Source organism: Coleofasciculus sp. D1-CHI-01 (assembly GCF_040218875.1).
Taxonomy (GTDB): domain Bacteria; phylum Cyanobacteriota; class Cyanobacteriia; order Cyanobacteriales; family Coleofasciculaceae; genus Coleofasciculus.
The window spans coordinates 1-13887 of sequence record NZ_JAVJQP010000116.1 but is presented as its reverse complement, the minus strand read 5'-3'; the positions used below and the strand labels follow the sequence as shown (position 1 = coordinate 13887).

Annotated in this window: 11 protein-coding genes and 1 pseudogene; 6 read left to right on the top strand and 6 right to left on the bottom strand. The window is 45.7% G+C overall.

Annotation, left to right across the window (positions count from 1 at the left end; genetic code table 11):
• Positions 1-280: 280 nt before the first annotated feature.
• The 3 genes and pseudogenes from RIB93_RS20860 to RIB93_RS20850 all read right to left on the bottom strand — a co-directional run bounded on the left by RIB93_RS20860 (position 281) and on the right by RIB93_RS20850 (position 1833).
• A complete protein-coding gene (locus RIB93_RS20860) occupies positions 281-1060 on the bottom strand; it encodes a hypothetical protein (RefSeq protein WP_446375207.1) in 780 nt (259 codons plus the stop codon).
• Positions 1061-1332: 272 nt separating this feature from the next.
• A pseudogene (locus tag RIB93_RS20855) lies at positions 1333-1431 on the bottom strand (Uma2 family endonuclease); the annotation flags it as partial.
• A gap of 90 nt (positions 1432-1521) precedes the next feature.
• The gene (locus tag RIB93_RS20850; protein ID WP_446375205.1) at positions 1522-1833 is read right to left on the bottom strand and encodes a hypothetical protein; all 312 of its coding nucleotides are present in this window, start codon (positions 1831-1833) and stop codon (positions 1522-1524) included.
• A gap of 440 nt (positions 1834-2273) precedes the next feature.
• On the opposite strand from RIB93_RS20850, the gene nuoH reads away from it, so the two are divergent.
• From nuoH to nuoK, 4 genes are all read left to right on the top strand, one after another.
• Positions 2274-3392: an NADH-quinone oxidoreductase subunit NuoH gene (gene nuoH / locus RIB93_RS20845; RefSeq protein ID WP_446342438.1), complete on the top strand. Its 1119-nt coding sequence runs from the start codon at positions 2274-2276 to the stop codon at positions 3390-3392.
• An 86-nt stretch (positions 3393-3478) separates the two neighbouring features.
• Positions 3479-4102: an NAD(P)H-quinone oxidoreductase subunit I gene (ndhI, locus tag RIB93_RS20840; protein ID WP_446375203.1), complete on the top strand. Its 624-nt coding sequence runs from the start codon at positions 3479-3481 to the stop codon at positions 4100-4102.
• A gap of 73 nt (positions 4103-4175) precedes the next feature.
• A complete protein-coding gene (locus RIB93_RS20835; RefSeq protein WP_446375201.1) occupies positions 4176-4802 on the top strand; it encodes an NADH-quinone oxidoreductase subunit J in 627 nt (208 codons plus the stop codon).
• Between the two features lie 143 nt (positions 4803-4945).
• Positions 4946-5257: an NADH-quinone oxidoreductase subunit NuoK gene (gene nuoK, locus RIB93_RS20830; protein WP_446375199.1), complete on the top strand. Its 312-nt coding sequence runs from the start codon at positions 4946-4948 to the stop codon at positions 5255-5257.
• Positions 5258-5871: 614 nt separating this feature from the next.
• Here nuoK and RIB93_RS20825 read toward each other — a convergent pair.
• On the bottom strand, positions 5872-7839 hold the full coding sequence (locus RIB93_RS20825) for a protein kinase domain-containing protein (RefSeq protein ID WP_446375197.1): 1968 nt from the start codon (positions 7837-7839) through the stop codon (positions 5872-5874).
• 90 nt (positions 7840-7929) lie between these two features.
• On the opposite strand from RIB93_RS20825, the gene RIB93_RS20820 reads away from it, so the two are divergent.
• Positions 7930-8235 (top strand): type II toxin-antitoxin system Phd/YefM family antitoxin, encoded by a 306-nt coding sequence (locus tag RIB93_RS20820; RefSeq protein WP_446355633.1) that lies wholly within the window; start codon positions 7930-7932, stop codon positions 8233-8235.
• Positions 8236-8434: 199 nt separating this feature from the next.
• Here RIB93_RS20820 and RIB93_RS20815 read toward each other — a convergent pair whose 3' ends face one another.
• A complete protein-coding gene (locus tag RIB93_RS20815; RefSeq protein ID WP_446375195.1) occupies positions 8435-10498 on the bottom strand; it encodes a hypothetical protein in 2064 nt (687 codons plus the stop codon).
• Between the two features lie 218 nt (positions 10499-10716).
• Between RIB93_RS20815 and RIB93_RS20810 the strand changes: the two genes are divergently transcribed.
• Entirely contained in the window at positions 10717-12696 is a 1980-nt protein-coding gene (locus RIB93_RS20810) for an aconitate hydratase (RefSeq protein WP_446375193.1), read from the top strand.
• Between the two features lie 11 nt (positions 12697-12707).
• Here RIB93_RS20810 and RIB93_RS20805 read toward each other — a convergent pair.
• On the bottom strand, positions 12708-13887 hold a 1180-nt coding region (locus RIB93_RS20805; RefSeq protein WP_446375191.1), incomplete at its 5' end, for an RNA-guided endonuclease InsQ/TnpB family protein.

Below are 13887 nucleotides of genomic sequence, written 5' to 3'. Positions count from 1 at the left end.
TCACTCCCAGATAAATAACCAGGAAATTCAATAAAACATAGCTAAACTGCAATATAGGGTCAAGTCGCCATCCTTGGAAAAAGAGAATAAAACCCGTCATTAGCAGAAACAAAGGGGCAATGATTGCTTGAATGATATAAAGAACTATTCCCGTAACCCCGATATCTCTTCTCCTAGCGATGGGTAGAGCAACAGATATAGCTAAGTAGGCTATAGATAAAAATATGTCCAGAAGTCCTAAAAGTGTTGCCGAGTTCAAACCGAAATTAACCATAATTTACTACTGACTAATGGTTGAATTTTTCTGGGCATAATTGAGATTCTCTTGATACTCGGCTATTTTTTGCTGGGCAAGGCTATGTTGAGGATGGGACAGAGGTACAATATCCATGAGTGCGATCGCGTCTTGCCAATGACTCACCACGATGTCCCATTCTTTTGGGGTTTGCGCCGATTGAGTCAATGTCGCCGCATACATGGCTTGATTTACCGCGTTCTGAAAGGGTTGAGTTTGATTCACTGCAGAGGAGAGAGACGGATCGGGGGACTTATCTAAGGGTTCTATGTCAGACAATTCTATTTCCTTGACACTGAAGGATATTGACTCAGCTTGTACAGGTACAATCGATTTTCCCAGGGGCAGTGATAAATAAGCATAAATACTGATCGCCCCTAAAGGAATCAACGCTAGGAACATCAGGGGTTTTGCCCCCCATTGAGCCAATACCTTGAAAACGTTAGTTTTGGGTTTCAAGGGTTCTATCTCATCCCGCAAATCGATGACTTCCATCCAAGAGGGGGCGGGTTGTCCAACCTGTTTACCATACATTTGCACAGAGGCGATCGATGGGACTCGTAAGTGTGCCATCAGTTTGCGGACAATTGTCACCGATAACTTTTGGTCAGGGACTTGAACGGCTTTCAGGAGTAACAACAGGCAATTCCCTTTGAGTGCAGCTTGGGCGGTAATATTGCGATCTTGTAGCACATAATTCATCACCGAGAGAATCGCTGCATCATTACCCTGTTTCGCTAATTCCAGAAGATTTTCTTTGGTCATAACCACCCTTTGGAGTGAAACACTAAAAATTTAATATTTTTTATATTGTCTTCTAAGATGCCTTGTTTGCCCCAATTGAGCAAGGGGAACACTATAAAGACTTAGCTGGCTACGTCTAGAAGCAGTGGGAGAAGCAACAATCATCAAAAATAATGATGAAGACCATAGAAGGCGATCGCAGAAATTAAGCCGTCACTTGCCTGTTGTCACCGCCACACTCGCCTGAGATGGAGAACAAATCTAGGGAGTACACCCTCAGCCGACACCTCAGGTTCCCGCCTCACCCCGAATGCATCAGGGGAACGGTTGGTGTCATTGGGTAGTTTAAACCCTGTGGAGGAGTCAAAGGCTTCTCCTAAGTCTTCGTGCTGAAGGGGTGACAAGCAGATCAAAAGCTTGACACCCCTTCAGTTTAAGCCTTTTGGCTATTTTAGTACATTTGAACGGGGGGAACTTCCGCTTCAAAATGCCCAGTCTCTAGGAAATTCGCCAGATTCTTTATTCGGTAAATCAAAACATTGAGTTGGCGTACTAGCCAGCTGACTTACTGCTTGATAAGCCCAATCGGTGGGATACACATCTGAAAAGGCTGAAGCAAATTCACCAGGGGGGCATGTAGCAACAGGATGAGAGATTGGAGGGTATGGCGCAAAAAATCCTGGATCGACAATATCAATTGAAGTGGTAGCGTTCACATGAGGCGGCTGTGTTTTCACTGGGGTGTCAGCAGAAGTAGCGATGGTTACTACCGATACAGCCAGAAGATCTAGCATAGTTGACTTAGCCTCATAGTGCGATTGTCTTACTGACCTGAGAACGAGGAATCTGTTCCGTATTACCTACACTTGCTTGACAGATAAACACCGTATCTTCGCTACCTTTACCCCTACTTAGGGTTGGCGAATAACACTACACTGTTCGGGTCTGACGTGCAGTGCGATCGCACGAGGGAGTTCAAGAGATAGGGTTTCCATTTCGCTGGGGGATTGTACCATCGTTGCTTCGCGATCAGGGTTCAGTAAGGATCTAATTTAATTGTTATCGCCTATTCGCTGCAATCAACTTAAATTCTCGCTTGTCTTGGCTAAGGGGATCACGTCGAACGATATACTAGGCAGTGAGGCTGTCAAAAAAACTTCACAAATCAAACCGATAGCATAATTTGATACAGTAAGTGTCAAATTACCTCAGTAAATATCACGTAGCTGCCAAGATGAACGCAGGAATTGACCTTCAAGGAAGTTTTATTGAATCGCTTAAAGATTTTGGCATCCCCAGTGGTGCTGCCAAGGCGATGTGGATGCCCCTGCCGATGTTCCTGATGATTATCGGTGCAACCGTGGGTGTCCTTGTCATAGTCTGGCTGGAACGAAAAATTTCTGCTGCGGCTCAACAGCGGATTGGTCCGGAATATGCTGGACCTCTGGGTGTTCTGCAAGCCGTCGCCGATGGTCTCAAGTTGGTGTTTAAGGAAGATATCGTCCCTGCCAAAGCAGATCGATGGCTATTTACTCTCGGACCCATACTCGTCGTCATCCCCGTCTTTTTGTCGTACCTGATTGTCCCCTTTGGACAGAACCTGATTATTACTAACGTAGGACTGGGGATATTTCTCTGGATTGCCCTGTCGAGTATTCAGCCTATTGGTTTGCTGATGTCAGGGTATGCCTCCAACAACAAGTATTCCCTACTTGGGGGGTTAAGAGCAGCGGCACAGTCGATTAGTTACGAAATTCCCCTGGCGCTGGCGGTATTGGCAGTGGTGATGATGTCCAATAGCCTAAGTACCATCGATATTGTGGAACAGCAATCCGGTTATGGCATCTTAGGCTGGAATATTTGGCGTCAACCCGTTGGCTTTTTGATTTTTTGGATTGCCGCCTTAGCCGAATGTGAGCGACTTCCCTTTGACCTACCCGAAGCCGAGGAGGAATTGGTGGCTGGCTATCAAACCGAATATGCCGGCATGAAATTTGGTTTGTTTTATATCGGATCTTACGTTAACCTAATCCTTTCTGCCATATTAGTAGCGGTGCTGTACTTAGGCGGCTGGGAATTCCCGATTCCCCTTGACCGATTAGCCACTTGGTTAGGTGTAAGTGAAACCAGTTCCTGGTTACAGGTAATTACCGCTTCTCTGGGAATTACCATGACCTTACTCAAGGCTTACTTTCTCCTCTTTATTGCGGTTCTGCTGCGCTGGACAGTTCCCCGTGTACGGATTGACCAACTCCTAAATCTGGGCTGGAAGTTCCTTTTACCAATTGGATTAGTGAACCTGTTGCTCACTGCTGCTCTTAAACTCACCTTTCCGGTTGCATTCGGGGGTTGATTGCTGATTGGTCATTGTTCATTGGTCATAGTTAAAAACGAATGACCAATGAACAATGACGAATGACAAATGACGAATAACAAATTATGCTCAAGTTCCTCAAACAAGTTGGCGATTACGCCAAAGAAACAGCTCAAGCTGCCCGTTATATTGGTCAAGGTTTATCTGTAACCTTCGACCACATGCAGCGCCGTCCCGTTACCGTCCAGTATCCGTATGAAAAACTGATTCCTTCTGAACGGTATCGGGGTCGGATTCACTTTGAATTTGACAAGTGTATTTCTTGCGAAGTCTGTGTGCGAGTTTGCCCGATTAATCTGCCCGTGGTAGACTACGAGTTCGATAAAGCCAGTAAGAAAAAGAATCTCAAGCACTATAGTATTGACTTCGGGGTTTGTATTTTCTGCGCGAACTGCATTGAATACTGTCCCACCAACTGTCTGTCGGCGACAGAAGAGTATGAGATGTCTACCTACGATCGCCACGAACTCAACTATGATAATGTGGCGATGGGACGCCTGCCGTACAAGGTGACACAAGATCCGATGGTTACGCCATTACGGGAACTGGCTTACCTACCCAAGGGAGTCACAGATCCCCACGATTTACCGCCAGGTTCTCGACGTGCTGGTTTGCGTCCGGAAGAAATTGTCGAGCAAATGGAACCGGCTGAAGCAGAAAAAGAAGAAGAAACAGCGAAGAATGCTTAAAGCTGATCCCACGGAGTCTATTTCCGTGGGATTAATGTGTCATTTTAACTAGAGTGCAAGGAGTGAAGGTACAGTGGATCTAGCCCATGGGGTTCAGTTTGTTTCATTTGCGATTTTGTCGGTGATGATGATTGGGTCAGCCTTAGGCGTTGTCCTACTCAGTAATATCGTTTATTCAGCATTTTTACTCGGTGGTGTCTTCATCAGTATGGCGGGATTTTACCTGTTGCTCAATGCTGATTTTGTCGCCGCCGCGCAAATTTTGGTTTATGTGGGTGCGGTGAATGTGCTAATTTTGTTTGCCATTATGTTGGTGAACAAGCGAGAAGATTTTACGCCGATCACAAATCTTTGGATTCGTCAAGGTGCAACCGCGCTGGTTTGTTTGGGGTTATTTGCGCTGCTGGGGACGATGGTATTAGCGACACCTTGGTCGATTTATTCAGGTACAGCGGTTCTCGGTGAAGAGTCAGTGGTGGCGATTGGGAAGCATTTCTTCACTGACTTTTTACTACCCTTTGAACTCGCCTCAGTACTGTTATTGATGGCGATGGTGGGTGCGATTATTTTGGCACGTCGCGATTTTATTCCAGAGAGTTTGGTGCCTCGCGATACATCAGAAACCGAGTTTTCAACCTTACCCGAACGTCAGCGTCAGTTGGCATCTGTCGGTGGAGAGTCTCAAAAAAGCACTCGATAAAACGTATTATGGTAGGGGCAGTAATAGGGGCGGGTGTAGGGGCGGGTGTAGGGACGGGTTTAGCCTTTCAATAGACTTTGTGACTGATAAGTGAGCAACAAAACCCGCCCGATTGTCAAACATCAAACATTAAACGTCAATTCATGGAACTACAACTTCAATATTTTTTACTGCTAGCGGCGGCTCTGTTTTGCATTGGTATTTATGGCTTAATTACCAGCCGCAATGCTGTGCGCGTGTTAATGTCCATTGAACTGCTGTTGAATGCGGTCAATTTGAATTTAATGGGGTTTTCTAATTTTATTGACCCTGTGGGAATTAAAGGTCAGGTATTTACTGTGTTTGTGATTACAGTAGCTGCGGCTGAAGCGGCGGTTGGGTTGGCAATTGTGCTTTCGATTTATCGCAATCGCGACACGATTGATATGGAGCAATTTAATTTGCTGAAGTGGTAAGCTTTAGCCTAGAACTAAAGTTCTGGCTCAAAGCTGAAACCCGTTTAAACGGGTTCAAGTCGGGTAAGCCGGGAAAGCCGGGGGGAGGAAAAATTAGGGTCTGCTGAATAAGTTTTGTGGTGGGGTTAGAGAGCAGGGGAAGCAGAGGAAGCAAAGGGAGCAGAGGGAGCAATGGTACATTTTCCGTGATTCTATCGCCATAGTTTTCAACACCGAGCGTGTTACTGGTAAGTCGAGGTAAGCGATGTCCTGAGCGTGTCGAAGGGTCGAGGTATTGATAGATAGTCTCAAATTTCCTTGAAGATGAACAACTTTCTCTACGGCTCCAAGTGTTGATAGCTAAGGGTTTGGGCTTTCTACAGCAAGCCCAAATTAAATTTAGAGCTGATCCGAAAAGTATGGCGTAGGGTGGGCATTGCCCACCACCTTTAAATCAGTACCATTGGACTTAAACTAAATGGCGCTGACTCGCATAACCTGGAAATAAATGAATTAACTCTTTGAACCCGTTTCAACGGGTTTCAGCTTTTAGCCCCAACTTTAGTTGAGGGCTTAAGTTAGCGACATTCTCCCCTCAAACCTATACTATTTATGGTCAATTATTCTGCCCTGGTTTAACTACCTTTATCACAACGCCAAACTTTCATCGTCTTATCCATACTGCCACTCACAAGTGTCTCACCATCGGGGCTGAATGCAACAGCATAAACTTCCCAAGTATGCCCATTCAAAGTAGCCAGACTTTGCCTATCATACAGTTGCCAGATCTTAATCGTTTTATCCATACTACCACTGACTAACGTGTAACCATCGGGACTAAATGCTAATGTCCGTACTCGTTGAGTATGACCCCTGAGAGTACCGAGTTCCCGTCTTTCTCCTACCTGCCATAATGTAATGGTGCCATCGCTTTTTCCGGTGGCGAGGAGTTGCCCATCGGGACTAAAGGCGACAGAATAGAAAAAGCCGAAACGTAACTGGCTATCACCAAAACTATCCTGTTCTTCGCCTGTACTTATTTGCCATAATTTCACCGTTCCATCCCCACTAACACTAGCAATCCTTTCTCCATCGGGACTGATGGCAACATCATTAATATAGGAAGTATGTCCGGTGAGCGTTTGTAATTCCCTACCCTGTTGGATATGCCATAACTTAATTGTGCCATCATTGCTACCACTGGCTACTATCTCTCCATCGGGACTAATGGCGAGAGAACTAATCCATTTTTTATGACCCGTTAGGGTTAAAATAAGTTGTCCATTCTGTACCTGCCAAAGTTTGATCGTTTGGTCATAACTTCCTGTGGCTAAATATTGACTATCCGGTGTAAAGGCGACAGCACAGACTCGTTCAAGATGACCATTTAAAGTATGATACTCTTGTCCTTCGGGTAACTGCCATAACATCGCTGTGGCGTCTGCACTACCACTAGCCAAAATTAAGCCATCGGAACTAATCGCTACCGCTTCCACCGAACCCCAATGTCCATCTAAGGTTTGCACCACTTGCCAGTTAGTTAAGGGAGGATTAGAGGGAGGCTGGAGGATGAGGGAATGCGCCGGAGTTGATGCCGCACTTTGACGCCCTGTCCCCTGAAACCCTGACAGGCTAATCGATTGAGGCGATAGCGATGAGGTAGAACGTTGAGCTAACGAAATCGAGGGGAGTTGATTTAAATCCCGCAGAACTTCAGCGACAGATTGATAACGGTAATTGGTGGCTCGTTTCAGTAGTTTATCTAAAATATAGCCTAATTCATCACTAATCGGATTAGTTTTTAAGTAACGCCGCCATACCCAGGTATCCTCGCCTGTATCAAACAGTTGTTCAGGAGATATTTGCGTGAGTAAATGAATACAACTAACACCTAAACTATACAAATCACTGGCAAAAATTGCTTTTCCTTTCGCTTGTTCTGGGGCGATATAGTCCGGTGTCCCCACAGTCGTTCCCGTTTTTACTGTACCAATGGCATGTTTAGCCGCACCAAAATCAACTAAAACTAAATTCCCCTTGATCATACCTGCTTCAGTTTCCCCTGTATCCCCAGTATAAATATGCCTGCGACGAATAATATTTTCTGGCTTAATATCGCGATGAATCACAGAACGCGAGTGGATAAACTCAAGGATAGCTAGCAAATCTCGCAGCATCTCCCGAATCTGCTGTTCGTTAAATACCCCTTCCTTTGCCAAGATTTGGGCTAAATTTTGCCCATCAATAAATTCTTGGACTAAATATTGGCGATTATCCTGGGTAAAATGAGCCAGCAATTCCGGAATCTGGGAATGTTTCCCTAACTCATCCAAGCGCACAGCTTCTCGTTCAAATAATTCTGTCGCTTTCTGGACATCGCTTGTCCCCTGGTAGAGAGGGAAAAACTGTTTAATCACACATTGGGGTTTCGAGGGTTTATCCTCATCCACCGCCAAAAACGTTTTGCCAAACCCCCCTTGTCCAATCAATCCCAGACTGCGGTAACGTTCTCGCAGCAACAGTTTAGAACCACAACGTCGGCAAAAGCGCATCCCATCCGGGTTTTGGGGGCGATCGCAGTTAGGATTGAGACAATAGCTCATCAGCCAAGGGATATAAAGCCTTCGTCTCTATTTTGGCTTGATCAGGGCGCATTGCTTATAATAAATGAACATAACTATGTACATCAGCTTATGCTTCCCTACGAAATCACATCCCCAACAGAGGCACGAAATGGTTTTTTCCAGTTATTAGAACAGGTGGTACAAAACCATCAGATCTATATCATAAACCGCCGTGATGGTGAAAATGTTGCTTTGATTTCAGAGTCTGATTTAACCAGTTTAGTTGAAACTGTTTATCTATTTAGATCACCTACCAATGCTCGTCGGTTATTGGATGCTATAGAGGAATCTAAAACCGGAAAAATTAAACCTCAAACAATTGAAGAACTTGAGCAGGAGTTAGGGATTGAGCAAGAAAAAGAAAAAGAAAACTGAATCTGAACAGAGTAAGCCAAGGGTGTAGGTATCATTATGAATAACTAATCGCTCAACTCACCTGCTATCCAGCTATATCATTTCCGATTATTTCTCCAATTTCATAACATTTCACTTCAAATACCTCCAATTCTCTGCGTCCCTCTGCGCGTACCTCTGCGTTCCTCTGCGTTAAAATATAACCCCGATACCAACCTGATCAACACCGCCAAATCCTAATCGTCTTATCCGAACTTCCACTCACCACAGTCTTTCGATCCGGACTTATCGCCACAGAATACACCGCACTGTTATGCCCTTTAAGAATATCAATAATTTTCCCTGTACTTAATTGCCAAAGCTGAACCGTCTCATCCGAACTCCCACTCACCAGAACCTTTCCATCCCGACTCATAGCAAGTGAATTAACCGAACCAAAATTCCCCGACAAGGTACTCATTTCTTTACCCGTTCCCAAATACCAAAGCTTAATCGTTTGATCGGCACTACCACTAGCAATTATTTTACCATCAGGACTAAATACCACTGACTTAACCGCCGCTTTATGCCCACTCAATGTCATCATCAATTGACCAGTGGTTAAATCCCAAACCTTAATCGTCTTATCATCACTTCCACTGACAAGAATCTGACTATTAGGACTAATCGCCACAGCGTTAACTCGCCCTAGCCAATCGGAATGCTGAATCGATAAGGGAATTTCTTTACCAATTTCCAGGTTCCACAGTTTAATCGTTCGATCATCACTCCCACTAATTAAACGTTGCCCATCTCGACTAAAGACAATGGATTTAACCGAACTCGAATGTCCCATGAGGGTATAGAGTTCCTGTCCCGTTTTTGTCGCCCATACCTTAATCGTATAATCATCATTCCCACAGGCAAGCCATTTCCCATCGGGGCTAAACGCAATTGATTTTACGCCATTAAACCAGGCAAAATTTTTAGCCAGAATCCCCATCTCCTGACCCGTTTTTAATTGCCAGAGTCGCAGGGTTTGGTCATCACTTCCACTGGCACAAATCTCTCCCTGGGGACTAATCGCCACAGTATTAACTTTACCCGAATGGGCAGTTAAGGTTTGCACGCAATGCCATTTTTGGGTAATTAAACCAGACTCGGTGCGAGTTTCCAGTGTCGTTAGCCCCGTCCATACATCTTGCAGAGAATTACCAATTTGATGCATCGTTTTGCCCACTCCCTGAAGTCCGGCGTCGAGTTCATGTCTTAACATTGCCAGGGAAAGGGATGAGGGTTCTGGTGTTTCTGGGGCGTTTTTGGGCGGTGAGGGTAATCGATTTTTATCTTTAATGTCTTGCAGTTTATAGATTGTCGTCTGAAGTTGAACAATTGTCTCCTTGAGTTGTTCAATCTGTTGGTGTCGCTGGGAATTTACCTGTTGCGCGTTGGTTTCTAGGTGAGAGACTTGCTGGTTCAGGGGTTCAAGGTAGTCATACCATTTCGCGATCGCGTCTTTTAATTGTCCAAGCTGTAATCCTTGATTCGTAACCTGTGGTGTTAAGGTGTCGAGTTGAGTTTTGAGAGGTTCAAGCTGTTGCTGAACCTGGACAATAATCGCATCATGCTGTTGCTGGTTAGCGACGCTAAATTCAGCAAATCGCTGTTGAGTTTGGCTATCCAGGCGAATTAGTTCCTGGTTGAGGGTGTCGATGAGGGGGTTAATGTACGCCAGAATACCTTCGGCTTGCAGGTGTTGTAATGCGTGTAATTGATCCAGTTGGGCTTGGGTTTGGCGATCGCGCTGTTGGGTTGTCTCGTCGAGTTGAGTCAGATGCAGCTGTAGAGGATGGATGAGTTGATAGATGTGGGCGATAATTTCCGTGTGTTGTTGCTGATTCTCGGTATTGAATTGTTTCAGTTGATTTTGGCTACGGCTATCCAGTTGAATCAGTTGTTGATTCAGGGGTTCGATTAGCTGATGAATTTTCGCGATCGCTGCCTTATACTGTTGAGCATTAACATCCTTAAGGTGATCGATACGCTCCTGAGTCTGGATATCCAGTTGAGAGAATTGCTCGTGAATCGGCTCTAGATTTTCATACACCTGCGCGATCGCAGTATCCTGGTGCTGACGGTTGAGTTGATGCAACCGTTGACGATTCAGAACATTCACCCCCAGCGTCAAGGTTAGGGGGGTAGCGGCGTAGATAACTTGCTGAGTCGCGGCTGCGATCGCGGTTCCCAAAAATGAACCCCCGATACAAACATATTCGGTAATATCGAGCCAGTGGCGTTGGGTCATGGCTGTCCTGGTGGTGAGTTATCCCTGATTATCTTAATTATCTATCATCCCTCCAATTTTGGATTATAGTTTTTACCTCGTCCTGCGATCAGCAACCCAGCCATAATCTATGATTTGGCATAGAAGGCTTTGAACTACTCTTTGGATAGAGATTTACCTAAACCTTAACCTGCTATTGTCTAACCAACGACTCAGTATAAATAGCAGGAGATCAACTCATGCCCTTGAATGTCACCCAAAAACTGATTCAATCCCATCTGGTTTCCGGTACGATGGAACCTGGTGCAGAAATAGCCCTCCGAATCGATCAGTCTTTGACCCAGGATGCCACAGGAACCATGGTCATGCTGGAGTTAGAAGCCATGGGTATTGATCGGGTTAAAACTGAACTTTCAGCACAATACGTCGATCACAATCTCCTGCAAACCGACTATAAGAATGCCGACGATCATCTGTTTTTGCGATCCGCCTGTCAACGGTTTGGCGTTTGGTATAGTCGTCCTGGCAATGGTGTTAGCCATCCCGTTCAGATGGAACGGTTTTGCATTCCCGGCAAAACCTTAATCGGTTCCGATAGTCACACGCCAGCCGCAGGTTCCCTGGGAATGCTAGCATTTGGTGCTGGCGGAATTGATGTGGCAATGGCAATGGCGGGGGAACCCATGTTTGTGAAAATGCCCAGAGTCTTGGGTGTGAAACTTTTAGGGAAATTACCCGATTGGGTTAGTGCCAAAGATGTTGTCCTGGAAATGTTGCGCCGCTACGATGTCCACGGCTGTCGGGGCATGATTATTGAATATTATGGACCTGGACTTGCCCAACTCAGTGCCATGGATCGCCACGTTATCGCCAATATGGGAACGGAAATGGGAGCCACGACGACTGTTTTTCCCTCTGATACTGAAATTAAGCGATTTTTAGAGGCTCAAGGGCGAGGACAGGATTGGGTAGAACTTGTCGCCGATGAGGACGCTGAATACAATGTCTATGACATGATTAATTTGTCGGAACTGGTTCCCTTAATTGCCTGTCCCAGTAGTCCGGGAAATGTTGTTCCGGTTGCCGAAGTGCAGGGACGCCCTGTGAATCAGGTGGTGATTGGTTCCTCAGCAAATCCAGGGTTGCGTGATTTCTGGATAGTTAGCCAAATTGTGAAAGGACAAATTGTTCACGATCGCGTATCCTTTGATGTTAACCCAACCTCCCGCCAGGTGATTGAGAATCTAGCGGCAATGGATGATGCCTTTATGAATTTAATCCATGCTGGGGTACGATTTCATCAGGCAGGATGTTTAGGCTGTATCGGCATGGGACAAGCACCTGCTTCTGATCAAATCTCTTTACGGACTATGCCGCGTAACTTCCCTGGGCGTTCTGGAACTGCTGATGATCAAGTCTATTTGTGTAGTCCAGAAACGGCTGTAGCGGCGGCTATCACCGGAGAAATAACTGATCCGCGTGAGTTGGAACAGCGTTTTGGTATCACCTATCCCCAATTCATTGCCCCAGAAACTGAAATCATTAATACCGATATGTTAGTGGCTCCAGCAGCGGATGGCAGGACAGTGGAACTGGAAAAGGGACCCAATATTAAATCTTTCCCCGAATTTGCCGCTTTACCCAATGACATTTCTGTGCCTGTGCTGATGAAAGTGGAGGATAATATTTCCACCGATGAAATTTTACCTGCTGGTGCGCGGGTGCTACCCTACCGCAGTAATATCCCTGGCATTAGCCAGTTTGTCTATTACATGAAGGATGACACCTTTTGGCAACGGGCAGAAGCAGCGAAAGAAAAATCTGGGGGTCATGTTATTGTTGGCGGAAGTAACTATGCTCAGGGTTCTAGCCGGGAACACGCCGCGATCGCACCCCGTTATTTGGGACAAGTGGCTGTCTTAGCTAAATCTTATGCCCGGATTGGTTGGCAAAATCTGGTGAATTTTGGAATTATGCCCTTGGAGTTTGTCAATCCTCAGGATTACGACAGTATCAGCGAAGGGGATGAACTGGAAATTATTGGTTTACGGGATGCGTTAGAGGCAGGGCGTTCAATTCCTGTAAAGAACCTCACCAAGGACATCGTATATCCCATGACTCATAGCTTGAGTCCCCGTCAGGTAGAAATTATGCTTTGTGGCGGCTTAATCAATCACTTTAAAGCGAGATCACAAGTCGCTCAATCTGTCAAGGTTTGACACTCACCCCCCTATAAGAGGGGTGATTCTTTCGTCGTAGGGATTCCAATGAATTTACCCTCGGAAAGCATCTTGACCGTGTGTCCCACGGCTGCAAGTCCTCTAATACAGACTATTTGAGCGGCTGCTACATCCCTATTGGTTGTGTAGCCACAATGGTGACATGAATGGACTCGCTCAGATAGGAGTTTCTTACCCGTTTCCGTTAGGCATTCCGGGCAAAAGTAGTTAGTCTTTTTAGCCTCTACTTTTTGGAAGTAGACTCCCCGCTTAAAGCAGCATTGCTCTAGTATCTGGAGAAACTGACCCCAACCAGCGTCTAGGCAGTGCTTGCCTAGCATTCCTTTGGCTAGTGCTTTGAGGTTGAGCGATTCAGCAAATACCATACCCGCCCAATCACAGAGATTATGAGCTAACTCCCAGTGGTAGTTTTTCCTAATGTTGGCTATCCGTTCGTGCAATTTACTAACTTTGGCTTGTGCCTTTTTCCGGTTGTTACTCCCTGGGCGCTTCCTAGATACTAGCTTTTGCAGTAATTTAATCTTGCGTTCTAGCTTCCGGAATGGCTTAGGGTTAGGGAATAACCTACCGTTTGACACCGCTACAAAGTGACTGATTCCTACATCTATTCCTATGGCTTCCCCGTGAGGCATTGGCTGAGGCACATCTAGATCCCACTGTAGGGTTAGCATGATGTACCAACCTGATGCCCTCCTGACAACACGGGCTTGTTTGATGGTTGCCCCATCAGGTATTGGGCGCGATTGGTTGAATTTTACCAGCCCGATCATTGGCAATTTAACCGCCGTGCCTTGGATTGGTTCAACCCCCAACTGTGGAAAGACGAATGACCGCATCCTGCCAGCTTTCTTAAACCTTGGGAACCCGTGTCCTTGCTCCCACATACTGACAAACGCTTTTTCTAGCCGTCTAAGTGTTTGCTGGAGTACCTGTGAGTGTACCCGCTTTAGGTTGGGACTCGTTTTCCGGTATGCGGTTAAAGCTTTACACTGATTGGCAAATGTTGGTCTAGGAGCATCAGCCGGGATAATGTATTCAGATCGGAGTGAGCAAGCGTTAATTTGACAGCTACGGGATCTAAACCAATCTCTCCGCTCTACTAGCGCATAGTTGTATACACGGCGGTTTTGCTCTAACCAATCTTCAAAGATGGCTACTTGGTTTTTTGTT

Coding starts and splice junctions, on each gene's coding strand:
- RIB93_RS20850 (WP_446375205.1), bottom strand. CDS start 1,833: ATGCTAGATCTTCTGGCTGTATCGGTAGTAACCATCGCTACTTCTGCT.
- RIB93_RS20810 (WP_446375193.1), top strand. CDS start 10,717: ATGCCCTTGAATGTCACCCAAAAACTGATTCAATCCCATCTGGTTTCC.
- RIB93_RS20860 (WP_446375207.1), bottom strand. CDS start 1,060: ATGACCAAAGAAAATCTTCTGGAATTAGCGAAACAGGGTAATGATGCA.
- nuoK (WP_446375199.1), top strand. CDS start 4,946: ATGGAACTACAACTTCAATATTTTTTACTGCTAGCGGCGGCTCTGTTT.
- RIB93_RS20825 (WP_446375197.1), bottom strand. CDS start 7,839: ATGAGCTATTGTCTCAATCCTAACTGCGATCGCCCCCAAAACCCGGAT.
- RIB93_RS20815 (WP_446375195.1), bottom strand. CDS start 10,498: ATGACCCAACGCCACTGGCTCGATATTACCGAATATGTTTGTATCGGG.
- ndhI (WP_446375203.1), top strand. CDS start 3,479: ATGCTCAAGTTCCTCAAACAAGTTGGCGATTACGCCAAAGAAACAGCT.
- nuoH (WP_446342438.1), top strand. CDS start 2,274: ATGAACGCAGGAATTGACCTTCAAGGAAGTTTTATTGAATCGCTTAAA.
- RIB93_RS20820 (WP_446355633.1), top strand. CDS start 7,930: ATGCTTCCCTACGAAATCACATCCCCAACAGAGGCACGAAATGGTTTT.